Origin of the sequence: Clostridium rhizosphaerae (assembly GCF_016765585.1) — a bacterium.
GTDB lineage: Bacteria > Bacillota > Clostridia > Clostridiales > Clostridiaceae > Clostridium_AT > Clostridium_AT rhizosphaerae.
In genome coordinates this window covers 76,986-94,360 of record NZ_JAESWC010000009.1, presented here as the reverse complement: position 1 = coordinate 94,360, position 17,375 = coordinate 76,986, and the positions used below count along the sequence as shown (strand labels likewise).

Genomic DNA, 17,375 nt, shown 5'->3' with positions numbered 1-17,375 from the left:
GTAGTCTTTGCTCATGTATTAATTATGATTAGGAGGGCAAAGAATATGAGTTATATAAATGCTGAAACTGTTCTTCCGGAAGATATTATTAAATTAGTCCAGCAATATGTTGATGGAGAATATTTATATATTCCACGAAAAATCCAAAACCAAAAACAATGGGGCGAGAAAAGCGGAATAAGAGTATTCCTTAAAGCGAGAAATGAGGAAATATTTAAACTCTATGCTTTAGGCACTTCAGTTGCTGAATTAGAGAAGCTATACTATCTTTCTGAAAAAAGTATAAGAAGAATAATATATAAAGAAAAATCTAGAGTTGATTAAAAATCATGAGCCTGTCTCAAAATAGCTTAAACCTACTGTTTGGTATTTGAATTCTATCAAATACCACGCTAAGTTTAGTTGTTTTAAAGCAGGCTCTTTTTATTATCAAAAATGACTATGAATTGTTTATGAGATATAAAAATTAAAAACCAGGTGATAAGCTATTAGTATAGTAAATTTAAATTGGGGGATTTAATTATGAATATTGAATTTAGAAAACCATTAGAAAAAGATGCTAATGAAATAGCAACCTGGAAGTATGACGGTAAGTATTCCTTTTACGATAACGACAAGACAGAAGCAAAAAAAGAATGGGCAAGCAACATACATAAGGAAGAAAATACTTTTGTTATATACAATGAATCAGAAGAGCTTATAGGCAATTTCAGCTTTGATTATGATGACGATGGACATCTGATGCTTGGAGTTCAAATGAAGCCAAGCTTCACCGGAAGGGGTATGGGCACTGAAATAGTACAGTCAATATTAAACTTTGGCAGAGAAATCTATAAATTTGATAAGATTGAGCTGCTTGTTGCTAAATTTAATAAACGAGCCATAAGAGTTTATGAAAAGCTCGGTTTTATTAAAACTGAGGAGTTTATATGGAATGTAAATAATGAAGAAAAAGAGTTCATTTCTATGAAAAAAGTCTATTAGCCTATTAATCATTAAACTTAAGTGGTTATTTGTAAAAACTATGCTGAAATATGTAAGACAGCATAGTTTTTTGTTGCAAAAATATGCCAATGAATAGCCCTGCTGCCTATTGACTTTATTTTCCTATAGATTTACACTTAAATCGTAAGTAGTAAGTAGTAACTAATAATTAAGTAATACATGGGGGTTTTATTGTGATGGAACTTACTTTTGCACAAAGCTTTTCCCTTATAGCACTAAATGCTCAAGACAGTATTCATTTAACTACCGCTAAAAAAGCAGCTTTACGTTGTATGTCAGCTTCAGTGATTTTAGAGTTGTATTTAGATAAACAATTTAATGTAAACTCAGAAGATCTGACATTTACCAAAGAGGATTTATCCAATCCTTCAATTAATTTATATCAGGAAACCATTTTAAAAATTATTCTTGGAAGAAATGATAGCATTAGCGATACTCTTTCAAACTATCTTTCTCATGTTATCAAACTATCAAATAAACAGCTGAAGGAAATCGAACGAACTTTGGCAGATTCTCTTAAAGGCATTGATGCATTAGAAGAAATACCTAATCTTCTTGGATGTGATTTGGAGTTTAAAACAGCTGGTGTTTCCATTAAGGAATATCGCAGTAATGGGGAGTTGTATACAAAAATCACGGAAGGCCTTCGTGCTGAAATTTTAGAAGATGGTGTTATGTCAGAGGAAGCTATTCTTATGCTTTGGCTTATGAGAGAAAGCGGTTCTATTTATGATATTTTTTCTAAAGAAGAATTAAAAATAGTAGCTGATCGAATAAATCAGTTATTTGAAGAAAATTCTTTTGCTAGGCAGATTTTCTCAATAAATATTCATAAATCTATTGAAATAGCAATAAAGAACTTTTTAAATATAAAAAAATCTATTATGTCTACCCAAATTGGTACAGGTGTAAATTTTGCTTTTCCTTTTTTTGAACGTTCTCAATCTATATTTATTGATACTGAAGCCATGTTTGAAAATAAAGAAGAGCGTCTCCGTGATGTAAAGGTACGACTGGAGCAGTATGGTCATACTTTTACTGTAATTCGCGAGGGTGAAGTTCCTCTTATAAAAATAGATAATTTCTTATACGAGGCTATACCAACTGCTATGAATTATCAATTTCCAGTACAAGGTGTTCGTTTAAGAAGATATCCAATATATTAATAGGGAGGATTTTAAATGTCCCGTCAGCGTACAATGGAGAAAATACTATCATCTGAGTATGTATCTATAGGCGAGCTAGTACGTATAACTGGCTGCCGTTACAGCACTTTAAAATTTTATACAGAAGAAGGCATGCTTCCCTTTGATCAGCAGGAAGAAAACCTGACGCGCCGCTTTCCCAGGGAAAAGGCAATACAAAAAATTGAAGAAATACAGGCCTTAAAAAAGAATGGACTAAACATTCCAGAAATAAAAAGGGTTTTATCGGAGTAACAATAAAGAATATACTCTGATAAAACATTTAAGCAGGGCTGTCGTAAAACAATAACATGCAGTGAGTTTAAATTGTTTTGCGACAGCCCCTTACTTTGTATTTATCTTTGGAAAAAATATCATGCATTAATTTTCCTAAGACTATATAATATTATTAAGATATCTTACGGAGGCCTCCTACCATGGAAATTCAATTAATTGAAAGAATTCAAAGCTCTATAGACTTTATAGAGAAAAATCTATATGAAAAGATTAATCTTGAGGACACTGCTAAGGCTGCTTTAATGTCTTTGTCTTCCTTCTATGCTGTTTTCTCAAATATACTTGGGACAACCGTTAAGGATTATATAAGGAAAAGGCGTCTTTCCTTGTCAGCTTTGGAGCTTGTTGATTCAAACTATACTATTTTGGATATAGCTCTTAAGTATCAGTATTACTCTTCTGAAGCCTATTCCAGAGCTTTTAAAAAGTTATACGGTCTATCACCTAAGGACTATAGGCTTAGAGGAATATATATTGATATATTTTCTAAAATTACATTGAATCACATTAATAAAATTGGGGGTAATGTTATGATTAATAGAGAAATGAATAGGGATGTTGTTATTAATAATATAAATAATTCTTCTAATGGATTTGTACTTGATATTGATATTGATCACTTTGACAATATCAATAAAAATTATGGACATGAAATTGGTGACAAGGTTCTCATTGAAGTTCCAAACAGAATTAGGGCTGTTTTAGAAAATTATAATATAAAAACTGAAGTAACAAGAATTAATAATGACGAATTTGCTGTTATTATCAAAAATGAATCAAAGGATCTTATTACTAAGCTTTCAAATGATATAATAGCTTCAGCAGAACCTGAATTTATATTTGGAGAAACAATCGTAAAACTTACACTGAGCATTGGAATTTCTGAATTCTCCTTCGGCTCTAACAATGAAGAAGTAATTAAAAATGCCAATGAAGCCATGCTTAATGCTAAAAAAAACGGTAGAAATCAGTACAGTTTATCCTGTTAAGCAAAAATGGGATGCTGCAAAACAGCAAACCTAGCGTGTTATTGAATTCGTAGAAACATTTGAGCAAGCAGCAATAAGACTTTAATTAAAAAATTTATAAAGCCGTTAAGAATTTTATACTGTCTGAGTAAAACGAGTTTATAAAATTTAGGATTTATAAATTTTTTAATTATTAGTCTTATCTGCGAAGCGAATGTTTCATAGAATTCAAATAACGCGCGGCAGGTTTATGTTGTTTGCAGCATCCCCTTTATATTTTACTTTGCAAGTCTTCTATCTAATTCTAAAATCTTGTTTTCACTTTTCAAAGTCTTTATGCCTAAATTATTTACATCAAATCTTAAGTCGTCTATCTTATCTGTAAGCTCATCAATCTTTTCAGAATTTATTTTATATCCGTCAAATAATGCTTCTGTTCTCTGCATAATTTTCTCATCAAGACTTGTGATAGCTTCTGTATGTTTTCTAAGCTCAGCTTTAAATTCTTCCTGATTTTCAAGAATTTTTACAAGCATTTTTTTCAGTTCTTCATCCATATGTACTTTTCCCACCTTGTTTATTAGTTGGAATACTCTGGGCAGGCTGCCCCTAAAAACTTGCTTTCATTATAACATCTTAAAGCTTTCATTTAAAGAAGAAATTTTTACAGTACTATTTATATATTTATTCTGAAGTTTCATAAAATAATCTATCTTTTAATTTAAATTATTATATTAGCCTGGTGGTAAAGTGTCAATAATGTCAATATACCTATATTATATAGTGTTATTTTTAATGTGAGGTAAAAGTCCTAAATGGGCTTTTACGGGCAGACTAGCGAAGCCAAAGTCCTAAATGGACTTTAGCGGGTAACTTATGATCGAAGCGAATGTCTTAAGTTGCCCAGTGCCCGAAGGGGAACGAGCGATTTAAGGTTGCCCCGTGGGCGAAGCCAATGTCCTAAATGGACTTTAGCGGGTAACTTATGAGCGAAGCGAATGTTTTAAGTTACCCAGTGCCTGAAAGGAAACGAGCATCTTAAACTACCCAGTGTTTCGAGTGAAAGGAGAAAGTTTTTATGAAAAAAAAGTTAGTTATACTGATTACTGCAGCAAGTTTGCTGCTTTCGGCCTGCAATGATGGAAAGGTAAAAGTTGATCCTGCTGAAAGTACTAAGCCAAGCTCTGCTCAAACGGAAGTTACTCCTGTAAAAGTGGAAAAACCTAAGTTTACAAAGGATACCTATCCTAAGCTTGACGGATCCACGGCAACTATACCTCTATCTGAAGCAGCGGCTTCAGATATTCTTGGAATTTCAAAGGAAGACTCTCAAAAGTTTATAAAGCACAATACAACGCATAATGCTTATGTAAATCTCATCAATAAGAAAGTAGATATTATATTTGTTACTGAACCTTCTGAGGAAGAGCTAAAGCTAGCTAAAGATGCTAAGGTTGAACTTGAAGTTATACCAGTTGTCAATGAAGGCTTTGTATTTCTTGTGAACACTAAAAATCCTATAAATTCTCTTACGATTAAGCAGATACAAGATATCTATCAAGGAAAAATAAAGAATTGGAAAGAAGTCGGAGGAACTGACAGTGAAATTATTCCTTATCAAAGGGAAGCCAACTCCGGCAGCCAGACAGGTATGGAAAAAACAGTTATGAAAGGTCTAAAGATGGTGGATGCACCAAAAACCATTGTTACCGGAATGGAAGGACTTATTGAAAGCATAGCAAAATATGATAATTCCGAAAGAGCTTTAGGGTACTCTTACTTTTACTACGCAAAAACAATGTATAACAAAGATACTATAAAATTTATAGGAGTGGATGGAATAGTCCCGGACAATAGTACTATATCCTCAGGAAAGTATCCTTTTACAACCTCTTACTATGCAGTTCTTAGAAAATCCGAGCCAAAGGACTCCTCTTCAAGAAAACTTTTGGATTGGATGCTTAGTGAAGATGGGCAAAAACTTGCTGAAAAAACCGGCTATGTTCCTCTAAAAGTGAGGTAGATACTATGAAAGCTTTATTTAGAGTATTAATAATAGTTCTTGCTATATTACTAACGGGCTGTCATAATACTCCTTCAAAGCAGACAGAGCCTAATAAAGCTGTGCCTAGCAATTCATCAGCTCCTTCATCTTTGAATCCTTACCATACTGCTGTGGACATAAAACTTGTCAAGAAAGCCGATAAAACAAAGTATTTGTTATCAAATGGTATCGAGATAAAATATGGACAAAAATCTGCTAAAACTTCTAAAGGAGAGATATCTGCTTTCTCTCCCCAATTTTCCGGTCTGAAAGACAAAGCTCTTGAAGCAAAAATTAATAAGTCCTTAGGAAACGATATTGAAAATACAGCTAAAAATTATGCAGCAAAAGCCTCTAAAAAACCTTCTGAGTTGTCTTTTTTAGCCACATTAAATGCAAATAATCTTTTATGCATTACCTTCTATGACCTTTACTCTCCTCCTTTAGACAGCTTTCTTTACAGACTTACAGATGGTAAAAAGCTTGAACTTAAGGATTTATTTACAGAAGGAACAGATTATGTTTCTTTAATTAATCAAAAGGTTGTTGAAAATATGTTGAGCGAAGCCTCAGAAGAGGAAAATATTTTGAAAGAACCCTTTACTACTATAAAGCCAAACCAAAAGTTTTCTATCTCGCCTTCAAGCTTATTTATAATTTTTGATGCCGGAGAGAGTGGCTTTGCTGAGGCTCATACTGTTGAGATTCCTTTATCAACAATTGATGACTACGTGGACATCACAGACAGGTATTCAGGAACAGAGCGAAAAACACAGGAACGTTCAGATTTAATAGTGAGAGCCAACAATATTTTTTCTTCATCAAAGGGTGAAATTATCAACAAAAAAATTGGAGAACTTTGGTGCTATTACCCTCAGTTTTCAGGACTTAGAAATGATAGTTTTGAAAAAACAATAAATGACACAATAAAAGACGGTGTTTATAAAGTAGCAAATAACAACCTTTGGGATAGCGAATCTAAAGTTAAAAGTGATGATAAGCACAAGGCAACGGTACAGCTCCAAACTATCTTCAATCATTACGGAATTATCTGCATTACTCAAAATGCATACAAGCTGGATAAGTATGAAGACCTTAATGATTTTTATAAAGTTTACAGCTTTGATTTAAAAGCCAACAAAATAATTGACGCAAAGGAAATTTTAAATAATTACAGCTTAAAGGATAAAAACTTTAAGGAAAGCTTCACAAACCTTGCAAAGCAAAACCTATTGAAAATTTACGGTTCCTCTAATAATCAAGTTGCAAATAAAATTAATTCTGCCTTAAATTATAATCTTATAAATGATAAGTCAATTATATATTTTAGAAAATACACGCCGGATGATCCTACATCAATTGTTATTCATTTAAATAAGGATACTATTAAAGGAATAACTGATTCAATGGAGTGTGAAGTTTCTATAAAAGATATTGTTAAAATTCCACCTGAAGACTTTTTTAAATAAAATTGTCAAAAAGCCTAATACTTCTGTAGAAACTTACTGTTTTACATGCTAGAAGGATGATAAAATTTATTTACTAAGAAGCCCAAAGATTAAATATGTGCGCTCACGGGTAATACAGGGGGGATATTAAATGAAAAAGGGGATTTCAATTATAGTAACTTGTACATTGCTTGCAATGATGGCTGCAGGCTGCGGTTCGAATACCAATACTAAGAGTACTGCCGCTTCAGCAGAAGCTGAAAAACTCACAGAAATTAAAACAAAACTTGATAAGGAATTTACAGACTATTACGGACCGGATAAATTCAGCGGATATGTCTATATCTCTAAAAAAGGCAATGTACTTTTAGATAAAGGCTACGGCAAGGCTGATTATGAAAAAGGTACTGAAAACACAAAACAGACAAACTATGATATAGGATCAATAACAAAGCAGATTACAGCCTTTGGTATAATGCAGCTTCAAGAAAAAAAACTTTTAGATGTAAATGATAAGGTTGATAAATATCTGCCTGCTTTTCCTCATGGAAATGAAATAACTATTCATCAGCTTTTATGTCATACTTCAGGGCTTCCTGAATACTCTACTGAATTTGATATAAGAAAATTCAGACCATCCTACAAAAACTTTGGTATTGAAGGCAAGGATGAGAAAGTTAATTTTCTTTTTTCATCTGGAAAGGGTTTTCAATACAGTAACCCAGGTTATGTTTTATTAGGCTATATAATAGAAAAGGTTTCTGGAGAAACTTTAGATGTATATTTAAAGAAAAATATATTTGATCCTCTTGATATGAAAAATACTTCCTTCAGGGATGAAACTGGTCATCTTAGCAATCTGGCAACGGGATATGAAACTGAAAACAAGGAAAAGATAGAAACATCCTGGACATTAGAAAATATCGGCTTTGTATATGGATCCGGAGGACTTTGTTCAACAGTTGAGGATATGCTTAAATGGGAAAAAGCTCTTACAGAACAAAAATTAATAAGCAAGGAATCCTATGAGAAGATATATACTCCTAATGAGAACAATTATGGATATGGGTGGTATATATTTAAAGATTCCGCAGGAAAAATAAGTTATGAGCATTATGGAACCGGAGTAGGCTTTAGAACTTATTTTCTACGAGCGGTTGATGAAGATATAAAAGTTATAATTATTACTAATTATCTAAACGCACCTTTAGAAGACATGGCAAGTTTAACAAAAGATTATCTTAAATAGTTTATAATCCTTTTACTGAGAGATATATTTTACAAAATATTCTCTCAGTAAAAGGATTTTTAAAGTTATTGAAGAATACAATATGTAATATAAAGGAAGGGTGGTTATATTATGACATTGTATTCTAAAAACTTTACTACAAATGTATCAATTCCACTATATATAAGCCTTGAGGATGTATTCTCCAAGGAAAATCACTCAATGTTTAGAATTATTTTAGTGGAAGCAGGTACTGGTATATTAAAAATAAATAACCGTTCCTTCGTTTTTATGTCTCCTTCAATATTTTGCCTTAATGAAAAGGATGTAATCGAACTTGAAAAAGAATGTGATTTAAAAGCACAAGTCATATATTTTGATCCAACAATAATTAACAGCTCCTTTACTGTTGAAAAGGTATATAGCATAAATGCAAATAATTGTGATAAATTTACAAACATACAGGATATTTTTTATCTTGATCCTTTTATACATCGTACAGAAAAAATAAGCCCTTACTTTGAAATAGGACTTATGATGTTTAAAAGAATATCCAAGCTTTATAAAACGCTTTATGAGCAGACAAACCCTTGCAGTAGTGAATACTGGGTCTGCCGTTCTCGTTCCTTATTTTTGGAAATATTATTTTTAATTCAATATATTTACACTAATTCTGAAGCAGATGAAAGGCTTCAACTCCCAACCACTGATAACGACTTAAATGATGTTATTCTTTATTTGCATACAAATTATCAAAATAAAATTACTATTGAAGAGCTGACAAAAGCCTTTCATATAAACAGAACAACTCTGTCCGAAAAGTTTCGTGCTTCAACAGGTATGTCAATTAAAGATTATCTTATTAAATTAAGAATAAAGCTGTCAGCTGTAATGCTTAGAGATACCATGCTCCCTGTATCTGAAATAATGTATAGAACAGGCTTTAATGAAGCAAACCATTTTTCTAGAATCTTTAAGAAATACATGGATTGTTCTCCTTCAGATTATAGAAGAGAATTTTATTCCTAGAAATATTTTTTCTCATTAAATAAGAAAGTGTCACAGGCTGCTTTGTTGCAGCTATGTAACACTTTTTTATCTTTTACCAATTTCCTCTAATACTAGGTGAAGTGCTATATTGGTCAATGCCTGTATCCACATATGCTGTTCCAAATACAAATGCTCCCCCTGATTTGCTATAAGCATGAACCTTTAGCCAGTCCTTGTGAGTTGCACCGCTTTGGCATCCCTCTGATGCTTTACAAGCGACTACGCTTCCAGATGGAAGTGAAGTTATTAGATTAGCGTTCCCATCGTATATATTAGTAGTCCTAACTACATCATATATAAGAGAATCATAACCATTCACTGTATACCTTTGTGATGGATGGTTACTCCAAGGTTCGCGTCCGCTGTTTCCGTTCCAGTTTAAAGATGAATAAGCTGTTCTCCAACCTCCTACTCTGCAAAGCGCCTGAATCTCGTACGGGTACATACAATTGTTATGATAGATTTCTTTGTCAAGGTAACACTCCAAGCTTCCAAGAATTCCTATACCATTTGCTGGCGGATCTTGTGCAACCACCTCTGGTGCATCATACATATCGATAGCAAGATAAAATGGATTGTAACAAAATTGTGACATCTTTAATTCCTCCTCAAAAATTTTATTTTTTAAAACTTACTTACACTTTATATAAAGAAAAGAAGAACCTAAATGTAAACCTATGCTTTAAAAATTTTATAAAAATATTAATATGTTTTACACCATCCCAACTGGAGTAATCCAAGTAAGTAATCTACAAAAAATTAATAAAATCCCATTACTTTTATTGAAGCATAGGATTTTTGTAGATTTGCTTTAGTCTGAGCTTTATAATAAAATATAGGTAAATAATGGATTAGAATCAGAAAATATCAGTTTATTTTAGAAAGAAGTGAAGTAATGAATACTAAAAATGAATTTCTTAAAGAATATACGAAAATACCTGAGAAGAAAGAAATAAGAACATCTATCTTGGCAATTGCTGTATTTACAATTGTTTGTGGCTACATGGCTATGAAAAGCTATTATGACGCTGTACCTAATTCAGTTATTCCTAGTTTCATAATAAATTTACTAAATGTTATTATCATTAGTTTTGAATTGTTTTCATTAATTTTTTATATCTTCGCAGAACGAATGAACAAACTAATTTATTTATACACTTCTGTAGGCTTTACAGGAAGTTCCATATTTTTCTTTATTGTTTCTTCTTTAATTTTTTTAAGCAGGTTGGATAGCCCTTTATCCTATGTCACAATTTGTATATGTCTATTAATATATCTACTTATTATAGCCGCAGTGGTTCTTAACATAAGAAATAAAATAAAGCGTGCACATAAAAAAAATCAGCTTAACAAGGCCTTGGCAGGAGCAATTTCTTCCTTATGTATATCACTTGGAATTATTTTATCAAAACAGCCAGGTTTAAATGGCATCCCTTCTGAAATAATATTATTAGTATTAGCATATTTATTAATTCCCACATGTTCAGGGTTTCACAAGTTTTATTTAATAATTAAAAATAGAGATAAATAAACGCTCATTATTTTATTAGTAAAAAGCATGTACAAACTAAAAAATAAATCTGTACATGCTCTTTTTTATGAATATTTATTAATATACTACAACTTCACCAAATAATTCTTCAAATACCCATGCAAGCTTATCTTTAATAAATTCCTCCATCTGCTCACTTCCATGGTTAGAGAACCAATAACCTACCACTCCTCCAACTGCTCCTCCAATTATTGCACCTACAACTGGCACTTCAGGTGCAACAGCTTGGCTAACTACACCTCCAAGTATGGCAGTAAAGTATGCCGATAAGCCATTTGTAACGATGCAGGCAGCTAGAGCTTCAAGCATGGCTGGTAAAGACTGTACTTCTCCTTTTTCCCACATCTCTACCATGTCATGATATGTTCCTGCAATAACTCCGGCTATAATAAAAAATTTATCTATTTTCTTGAAAAATTCTAATTCTTTTGCATTATTTTTAAGACCAAGGGTAATTCTATCTGACAAAGCTGCAGCCGGTTTAAGCTTATATTCTTCAAGAAGATGTATTGTACCTTTAGAATCATATTCATATATTCTCATGAATCCTGGCTTGTTTGTATCATATATTTTAGTATCAGTCATATATTTATATGTTTCATTATTAATAAAAACATTGCCAAGTGAAAGATAATCCGATATTGGAGGATTCCAAAGTTTCCCTTTACGTTCTGCTTCTTCGCCGACATTTTGTTTTATATTATCTAAAAAAAGTTCATTTATTTTTTCATAATATGCTTCCTGTGATATGGGACCCCATCCTCGATTAATTGCATCAGTAGTCCAATCATTAGCATTAATTTGATAAAGACTATTATTTTTATTTGACAAAATATTATTATCGATTTCTATTTGGCCTAACCCGCTGCCAATAGTTATTGTCGAGATTTGATCAAATGCCCAATCTGCCGGAAGCGGATATCCAAGATTTCCACTAAATCCGCTTGACATATCGCTTATAAAACTACTGCATGAGTATCCCGCAGCAGCTATACGGCTGCAAACATTTCTTGGTCCATAAATACCAACCTTGTAACCATATCCGTTTGTACTAAACTCATTACTTACTGTTTTAAAATATGAAAGGATGTAATTGGTTACTTCATAATCAATAGCATCATAATCAACTGCAAAATATATAATAGCTCCCGGAAGAAAGCTTAAACTGTCAGCAGCCAAAGCAGCAGAGGCTGCATCAGATTTTCCTTGATATTCAGTAAAGTATGATGACTGTGTTCCTGATGTTTCAAAAATAGGAAAAACCTTAATCCCATTGCCGTATATAGTCTCTAGTTCAGTAGCAGTCATCTTAAACCTTCCTGTAAGATATCTTCCAACTGCTTCATAACCATTGCTGCCAAGTGTTTTTGCCATTTCATCAGTAATTGTTGTAGAGCAGTCGCAAGCCTTTCCCTTTCTATTAGGATCTCCGGTACTGACTAATAAAGATGCCCATGTTTGTGGACCAGCATATCCATCAGGAGTTAAGCACGCAAATGTTTGAAAATTGATTATCGCTGTCTTAAGTCCTGTTCCAAATAATCCATCGAATCCATTTGGATTATAATGATTGCAATATAAAGCATATTGCAGTAATAAAATAAAATTTTTAGTTGCATTAGTTCCAGGTATTGTTGGGCATGCATTCATAGTATTAGTTCCAAAAATGCCGTCAGGGGTATTCCCCTGCTCATGTTGAAGTGCTTTTATTAAGGCTTTATTTGTCAATCGTGAATATATACCATCACATGGAATCAATCCTACCACATTATTATAATCACGATTAAGTCTTTGCTGAATTGTTCTAATATTAGAATCTCCTCCTGGAATCAATACAAATGCATCCGTATTTAGCAGAGCTTGAAAAATCATAGGAGTTGTAATTCCATCTTGAACTGTTAATCCTGCATCCGATTGGAATTTCTTTATTGCAGTCATAACACCGTTACCATAACCACCGTCAAGACCATTTGGATTATAGCCCTTACAATATAATGCACCTTGCAAAATATAGACTTCATTTTTTGTAGCACTGCTGCTTGGAAGTGTGGGGCATACTGACATAGTTGCAGGACCGAAAATACCATCAGGAGATGGGATATGCAATTCGATTTGAAGTGCTGTTATCAGAGCAGCTACTGTACCTCCTCCTGTTATTCCATCTTCTGGTATAGGTGTGTAGTTTGCATTGCTCCTGTAAGTATTGTTTAACCAATGCTGTACGTTAAAAACCATTTGATCCATTTTTATACCTTCCTTCTCTATTTTTATTCTGTTTGCAAGCTTTTTGATTTTACTTACATAGATTAAAAATAGAAAAGAACAATAAATGTAAACCAAACTAAATCTCTTTTTAAAATTTTTAATAAAGTATTAAAATCTAAATTCCCTTACTATTTCTGTCAAAACTTCTATAAGTGCTGGTAAGCCTTACTCCAAGGGCAATTAAAGCCTCTATCCCTGCAACAATAAGCAGTACATTTCTTGCAGATATGAATTCTGCTGCTGTAGTTCCAATTAAAATAGAAATTATTGAAATAGGGCTTCTGAGCATAGCAAAGGTACTGAACACCTTGCCTCTGTGCTCATCCGAGGCTGTATTTTGAATAACTGTATTTAATATAATCATGTGTGCTGTTCCTATACAGCCTAAAAATGCAAATATTGCTACAGATAATAGCAAAACTCTATTTAAAATAAACATAGTAAAAAACACGGAATCAAACAATAAAATATTTAAGAAAAGCTTAAATCTATTTTTATATCTTTTAACAAGTATTCCTATTACAAGACTTCCAAATATAGCCCCAACACCCAGGCTTGAAAGTAAAATTCCCCAAATAAGCTCAGCTCTGTCGCCAAGCTTTAAAGTTTCCTTTAAAAATATATAAATAAGTGGTGCTTGCATAGCCATTGCAAAGGTAACGAATAAATCTATAAGAAGCATTAGCTTTAAGCTTCCATCCTTCCACATTATTGATATTCCGCTTACAAATTCTCTAAGGTATCTACCCTTAACCATCATTTTATTATTATGAACATGCTCTTCTTTAACAAAAATTGTTCCAATAATAACTGCAGAAACTATAAAAGAGGCGGAATCTATTATAAAGGCATTTTTAACTCCAACAAAGCCAACTACTGCTGCCCCAAGTGCTGAACCAATAATCTGAGTTATACTGTTTACGGAAGATTCAAATGAATTTAAAAGAGGGACATCCTCTTGATTTACAAGGTTTGGCTCCATAGCACTTTGAGCGGGATTTCTGAAAACATAAACTGAAGACTTTAAAAAGGTTATTATATAGATAAGTTTTAAGTCATTTACAAATATAAGACTTATAACAACTAAAGCACACATAATATCTGAAAATGCCATTATCCATTTTCTCGGCAGCTTGTCTATTATTATTCCTGCAAAAGCACCAAAAAGCATATAAGGCAGTGCTTCCATTATGGTTAAGAAGCCTAAATCTGTTATCTTTCCATTAGATAAAATATAAACCTTTCTTAAAAGTGCAAAATAGCTTATCTTGCTTCCAAGTGATGATATAAACCCTGCGGCTATAATTCTCATTAAAATACTATTTTTTATAATTGTGCTGTATTCTTGCCCATAGCTTTTTAGCTTTTTTATATGCGCCATAGCCTCACCCCTTATTTTCCAATAAAAACTTATTAAACAACAATTAATGCACCTAACATAAATCCTATAATTCCTACTAAAAGAGACCCTAAAATATAGATAAAGGCATTGAGCTTTTTATTATCTTGAAACAGGTTAAAACCCTCATACATAAAGGTCGAAAAAGTTGTATAGGCTCCAAGAAAGCCATCTCCAAATAAAGAGTACATATTGTTTCCCGCTCCTGAGGCACTTAATATTCCAAGCAGAAAGGCTCCAGTTATATTAATAAAAAAGGTTCCAAAGGGGAACTTTGATTTAGCTTTACTTGATATAAATCTTCCAAGACTGTATCTTGCAATACTTCCAAAAGCTCCCCCTATGCCCACTAATATATAATTCATTATTCTTCACCCTCCTCAGCTTTAGATACAGTACTTTCATTCATTGCAGTTTCAGAAGCAGCAATAAATCTACTTATGACTTCTCTTGAAACTATAACTCCAAAATACGCTGCAGCAAGTCCCAATAAGGTTGAAAAACCTATATATGAAATTGCAGAAAAATAATATCCGCTTTTTAAAAGTCCAACTGTCTCCTTACACATAGTTGAAAAGGTTGTATAAGCCCCAAGAAAGCCCGTACCAATACCAAGCTTTATATCTTCATCTATCTTTTTAACCTCTAAAGCAGTAGTTAGCAAAAGAGCAAGAAGAAAGGCTCCTGTAATATTGATTATAAAAGTATTAAGAGGTATAGCCTCCTTATATCCGATTATGTGTATATTCTTAACTATATATCTAGATATGGCTCCTAGAATACCGCCTAAACCAATAAAAATATATTTTTTCATTTCAGCTTAATCCTCCCATAAAAGCAAAAACCTACGCGTACATCCCAGTATTTGCAGGTTTAATACTAAATAAAAAAACTCACACAAATAACATAATAACGCTATTTGCATGAGTTTTAAATAGCTATTTTTCATAAAGCTCAAGAGGAAGTTTATCCGGGTCTTCAAAGAAAGTAAATTTTTTACCTGTAACTTCATCAATTCTTACAGGTTCAACTTTTACTCCATTATCTTCAAGCTCTTTTACTGATTTTTCTATATCATCAACTTCAAAGGCCAAATGCCTAAGCCCTCTAGCCTCAGGGTAGCTTGGTCTTTCCGGCGGATTATTAAAGGAAAACAGTTCTAGTTGTCCAAAATCTCCAACCTCTAAATCAAGCTTATAGGAGTCTCTTTCCTTCCTATAAGTTTCTTCAATACTCTTAAAGCCTAATATATTTACGTAAAAGTTTTTTGATTTCTCATAATCAGAGCAAATTATCGCTACGTGATGTATTTTATTTATGTTCATAATAAAGCTCCTTTTATATTAATTCATAAGTTTAAACTGATTTGCATTTTTATTATATTTATAACCTATAGCTGATAATTTATTCTCAAGTTCAAGGCTTGAAATTTCATAATCCTCGCATAAAGAATTTAAGCTGTCAAACTCGTCCCTAAGCTTCATATTAATTATACTTAATAACATAAAGGAATCCATTTTTAAAAGTTGTTCTTTATCCATCTGCAAAATCCTCCAAGTAAAATAATCACTATTACTATTTTAAACAAACTTAGAGTGATAATGCAAATATAAGTTATTATATTTCAACTGCTTCTGGTGCTGCATTACCTGCTGTTTTTTCATTTGCAGAGTATAGGCCCTTTCTTAGCGCAATTGTAGCTATAAGCATAGTTGCTGCAGAAATCAAAACGCATAAATAGGCGGGCAGCTTATCGAATAGAAATCCAAAAAGCATTGTCCCAAGCGGCATTGCCCCCATACTTACAGTACTCATAAGAGTGCCTGCCCTTCCAAGCATATCAAGAGGTATTTCCTTTTGGAAAACCGTATTTAATGTAATATTTGCTATGGTAATAACAAACCCAATCATAAAGGTAACTACAATTATACTTATATATGGAACTGTATTTGAATTAAACAACTTCAAATAAAACGGTGCCGGAACAACAGCGAGAAGCGCAAATATAAGTGAATTTACAATAAAGCAAAGAAATAAAAACTTTCCAAGCTCAAACTTCTTAGCGATTCCACTGCAGAAAAAGGGCGCTATCATCATAGCAACAACAAAGCCTGACTGTATTGTTCCATATTGAAAGTCTGACAGAAAAAGTATCTTCTTCGCAATATATACAAGGCCTACTGAAAATACAGGATCTGCTGCAAAATTCAAAAATAAAGCTAAAAATAATATATTTAAAATAAGTTTTTTACTCTTAACAAATTTTAGACCTTCTGAAAAGTCATTAAAAAAGCTCTTAAAGCTTATTTCACTTGGAGCCTTATTAATCTTAGGAATTGTAATTATAAACTCGCAAATTGCTGAAGCAATAAAGCTTATACTATCAACAATTAATATTAGGAATAAGCCGTATATTCCGAATAGAATTCCTGCCAAAACTGGTGATACAAAGGTTCCTATACTTATAAGGAAGGAGTTTATACCATTTGCATCCACAAGCTTATCTTTTTCAACAATAGAAGGAATTACCGCTCCTATTGCAGGCTGAAAAAGCAGGGAAATTAAAGATAATAATGTTACAAGAACATAAATACTTGCTAAAGATAAGCCCCCGGTTATGGCAAAGCCTGCAGCGTATGCCCCTACCACCAGTGCTGCTAAAATATCTAAATAAACTAATATCTTTTTTCTATCAAGCCAATCTACAAAAACTCCTGCAATCGGCCCTAGTATGAGCTTTGGCACTAAGGTTATAGCAAGTACCGAGGCAAACTTGGTTGCAGAACCTGTTATTTTAAATACATACAAGGATAAAGCAAAATTCTGCATCTCTGTTCCAATATAGGAAGTTATCTTTCCAAGCATTAAAGTTGAAAAGTTTCTCTGTTTTAAAATCGATGTATTCATTTGTCCCCCATTTCAATTATTCCCTTAC

The 17,375-nt window shown here is 32.6% G+C and carries 19 protein-coding genes; 10 read left to right on the top strand and 9 right to left on the bottom strand.

Features of this window, described 5'->3' with window-relative positions; translation table 11 throughout:
• The first annotated feature begins 45 nt into the window (after positions 1–45).
• The 5 genes from JK636_RS14395 to JK636_RS14375 all read left to right on the top strand — a co-directional run bounded on the left by JK636_RS14395 (position 46) and on the right by JK636_RS14375 (position 3,475).
• Positions 46–324, top strand: a complete 279-nt coding sequence (locus JK636_RS14395) for a CD3324 family protein (RefSeq protein ID WP_202749708.1) — start codon at positions 46–48, stop codon at positions 322–324.
• 198 nt (positions 325–522) lie between these two features.
• Positions 523–984 carry a GNAT family N-acetyltransferase gene (locus tag JK636_RS14390; protein WP_202749707.1) on the top strand — a complete coding sequence of 154 codons (462 nt, stop codon included), beginning with the start codon at positions 523–525 and terminating at the stop codon, positions 982–984.
• A 197-nt stretch (positions 985–1,181) separates the two neighbouring features.
• Positions 1,182–2,171 (top strand): hypothetical protein, encoded by a 990-nt coding sequence (locus tag JK636_RS14385; RefSeq protein ID WP_207751765.1) that lies wholly within the window; start codon positions 1,182–1,184, stop codon positions 2,169–2,171.
• Between the two features lie 15 nt (positions 2,172–2,186).
• Positions 2,187–2,444 (top strand): helix-turn-helix domain-containing protein, encoded by a 258-nt coding sequence (locus JK636_RS14380; protein ID WP_202749705.1) that lies wholly within the window; start codon positions 2,187–2,189, stop codon positions 2,442–2,444.
• A gap of 182 nt (positions 2,445–2,626) precedes the next feature.
• A complete protein-coding gene (locus tag JK636_RS14375; RefSeq protein ID WP_202749704.1) occupies positions 2,627–3,475 on the top strand; it encodes a diguanylate cyclase domain-containing protein in 849 nt (282 codons plus the stop codon).
• A 257-nt stretch (positions 3,476–3,732) separates the two neighbouring features.
• Here the strand turns inward: JK636_RS14375 and JK636_RS14370 are convergent, their stop codons facing one another.
• Positions 3,733–4,011 carry a hypothetical protein gene (locus JK636_RS14370; RefSeq protein WP_202749703.1) on the bottom strand — a complete coding sequence of 93 codons (279 nt, stop codon included), beginning with the start codon at positions 4,009–4,011 and terminating at the stop codon, positions 3,733–3,735.
• A gap of 521 nt (positions 4,012–4,532) precedes the next feature.
• On the opposite strand from JK636_RS14370, the gene JK636_RS14365 reads away from it, so the two are divergent.
• The 4 genes from JK636_RS14365 (at position 4,533) to JK636_RS14350 (ending at position 9,203) form a co-directional block, all read left to right on the top strand.
• Positions 4,533–5,477 (top strand): PstS family phosphate ABC transporter substrate-binding protein, encoded by a 945-nt coding sequence (locus JK636_RS14365; RefSeq protein WP_202749702.1) that lies wholly within the window; start codon positions 4,533–4,535, stop codon positions 5,475–5,477.
• Between the two features lie 5 nt (positions 5,478–5,482).
• Positions 5,483–6,967: a polysaccharide deacetylase family protein gene (locus tag JK636_RS14360; RefSeq protein ID WP_202749701.1), complete on the top strand. Its 1,485-nt coding sequence runs from the start codon at positions 5,483–5,485 to the stop codon at positions 6,965–6,967.
• Positions 6,968–7,097: 130 nt separating this feature from the next.
• Positions 7,098–8,195 carry a serine hydrolase domain-containing protein gene (locus tag JK636_RS14355; RefSeq protein ID WP_202749700.1) on the top strand — a complete coding sequence of 366 codons (1,098 nt, stop codon included), beginning with the start codon at positions 7,098–7,100 and terminating at the stop codon, positions 8,193–8,195.
• 111 nt (positions 8,196–8,306) lie between these two features.
• Positions 8,307–9,203: an AraC family transcriptional regulator gene (locus JK636_RS14350; protein WP_202749699.1), complete on the top strand. Its 897-nt coding sequence runs from the start codon at positions 8,307–8,309 to the stop codon at positions 9,201–9,203.
• A gap of 73 nt (positions 9,204–9,276) precedes the next feature.
• On the opposite strand, the gene JK636_RS14345 is transcribed toward JK636_RS14350, so the two are convergent.
• On the bottom strand, positions 9,277–9,819 hold the full coding sequence (locus JK636_RS14345; protein WP_202749698.1) for a hypothetical protein: 543 nt from the start codon (positions 9,817–9,819) through the stop codon (positions 9,277–9,279).
• A gap of 300 nt (positions 9,820–10,119) precedes the next feature.
• On the opposite strand from JK636_RS14345, the gene JK636_RS14340 reads away from it, so the two are divergent.
• The gene (locus JK636_RS14340; protein WP_202749697.1) at positions 10,120–10,755 is read left to right on the top strand and encodes a hypothetical protein; all 636 of its coding nucleotides are present in this window, start codon (positions 10,120–10,122) and stop codon (positions 10,753–10,755) included.
• Positions 10,756–10,833: 78 nt separating this feature from the next.
• On the opposite strand, the gene JK636_RS14335 is transcribed toward JK636_RS14340, so the two are convergent.
• From JK636_RS14335 to JK636_RS14305, 7 genes are all read right to left on the bottom strand, one after another.
• Positions 10,834–13,020, bottom strand: coding sequence for a glycoside hydrolase domain-containing protein (locus tag JK636_RS14335; RefSeq protein ID WP_202749696.1), 2,187 nt, complete (start codon positions 13,018–13,020; stop codon positions 10,834–10,836).
• Between the two features lie 136 nt (positions 13,021–13,156).
• Positions 13,157–14,422, bottom strand: coding sequence for an MFS transporter (locus JK636_RS14330; protein ID WP_202749695.1), 1,266 nt, complete (start codon positions 14,420–14,422; stop codon positions 13,157–13,159).
• A 32-nt stretch (positions 14,423–14,454) separates the two neighbouring features.
• A complete protein-coding gene (gene crcB, locus JK636_RS14325) occupies positions 14,455–14,805 on the bottom strand; it encodes a fluoride efflux transporter CrcB (protein WP_202749694.1) in 351 nt (116 codons plus the stop codon).
• A complete protein-coding gene (gene crcB, locus JK636_RS14320) occupies positions 14,805–15,254 on the bottom strand; it encodes a fluoride efflux transporter CrcB (RefSeq protein ID WP_202749693.1) in 450 nt (149 codons plus the stop codon). Before crcB (JK636_RS14320) ends, crcB (JK636_RS14325) begins: the two co-directional genes overlap by 1 nt.
• A 124-nt stretch (positions 15,255–15,378) precedes the next feature.
• Positions 15,379–15,765 carry an SMU1112c/YaeR family gloxylase I-like metalloprotein gene (gloA2, locus tag JK636_RS14315; RefSeq protein ID WP_202749692.1) on the bottom strand — a complete coding sequence of 129 codons (387 nt, stop codon included), beginning with the start codon at positions 15,763–15,765 and terminating at the stop codon, positions 15,379–15,381.
• An 18-nt stretch (positions 15,766–15,783) separates the two neighbouring features.
• Positions 15,784–15,981: a DUF4250 domain-containing protein gene (locus JK636_RS14310; RefSeq protein WP_202749691.1), complete on the bottom strand. Its 198-nt coding sequence runs from the start codon at positions 15,979–15,981 to the stop codon at positions 15,784–15,786.
• Between the two features lie 76 nt (positions 15,982–16,057).
• Positions 16,058–17,347, bottom strand: coding sequence for an MFS transporter (locus tag JK636_RS14305; RefSeq protein WP_202749690.1), 1,290 nt, complete (start codon positions 17,345–17,347; stop codon positions 16,058–16,060).
• Between the last annotated feature and the right edge of the window lie 28 nt (positions 17,348–17,375).

Bases quoted from the DNA above. Each gene is read 5' to 3' on its own strand.
- JK636_RS14395 (WP_202749708.1), top strand. From the start codon at position 46: ATGAGTTATATAAATGCTGAAACTGTTCTTCCGGAAGATATTATTAAA.
- JK636_RS14390 (WP_202749707.1), top strand. From the start codon at position 523: ATGAATATTGAATTTAGAAAACCATTAGAAAAAGATGCTAATGAAATA.
- JK636_RS14385 (WP_207751765.1), top strand. From the start codon at position 1,182: ATGGAACTTACTTTTGCACAAAGCTTTTCCCTTATAGCACTAAATGCT.
- JK636_RS14380 (WP_202749705.1), top strand. From the start codon at position 2,187: ATGTCCCGTCAGCGTACAATGGAGAAAATACTATCATCTGAGTATGTA.
- JK636_RS14375 (WP_202749704.1), top strand. From the start codon at position 2,627: ATGGAAATTCAATTAATTGAAAGAATTCAAAGCTCTATAGACTTTATA.
- JK636_RS14370 (WP_202749703.1), bottom strand. From the start codon at position 4,011: ATGGATGAAGAACTGAAAAAAATGCTTGTAAAAATTCTTGAAAATCAG.
- JK636_RS14365 (WP_202749702.1), top strand. From the start codon at position 4,533: ATGAAAAAAAAGTTAGTTATACTGATTACTGCAGCAAGTTTGCTGCTT.
- JK636_RS14360 (WP_202749701.1), top strand. From the start codon at position 5,483: ATGAAAGCTTTATTTAGAGTATTAATAATAGTTCTTGCTATATTACTA.
- JK636_RS14355 (WP_202749700.1), top strand. From the start codon at position 7,098: ATGAAAAAGGGGATTTCAATTATAGTAACTTGTACATTGCTTGCAATG.
- JK636_RS14350 (WP_202749699.1), top strand. From the start codon at position 8,307: ATGACATTGTATTCTAAAAACTTTACTACAAATGTATCAATTCCACTA.
- JK636_RS14345 (WP_202749698.1), bottom strand. From the start codon at position 9,819: ATGTCACAATTTTGTTACAATCCATTTTATCTTGCTATCGATATGTAT.
- JK636_RS14340 (WP_202749697.1), top strand. From the start codon at position 10,120: ATGAATACTAAAAATGAATTTCTTAAAGAATATACGAAAATACCTGAG.
- JK636_RS14335 (WP_202749696.1), bottom strand. From the start codon at position 13,020: ATGGATCAAATGGTTTTTAACGTACAGCATTGGTTAAACAATACTTAC.
- JK636_RS14330 (WP_202749695.1), bottom strand. From the start codon at position 14,422: ATGGCGCATATAAAAAAGCTAAAAAGCTATGGGCAAGAATACAGCACA.
- crcB (WP_202749694.1), bottom strand. From the start codon at position 14,805: ATGAATTATATATTAGTGGGCATAGGGGGAGCTTTTGGAAGTATTGCA.
- crcB (WP_202749693.1), bottom strand. From the start codon at position 15,254: ATGAAAAAATATATTTTTATTGGTTTAGGCGGTATTCTAGGAGCCATA.
- gloA2 (WP_202749692.1), bottom strand. From the start codon at position 15,765: ATGAACATAAATAAAATACATCACGTAGCGATAATTTGCTCTGATTAT.
- JK636_RS14310 (WP_202749691.1), bottom strand. From the start codon at position 15,981: ATGGATAAAGAACAACTTTTAAAAATGGATTCCTTTATGTTATTAAGT.
- JK636_RS14305 (WP_202749690.1), bottom strand. From the start codon at position 17,347: ATGAATACATCGATTTTAAAACAGAGAAACTTTTCAACTTTAATGCTT.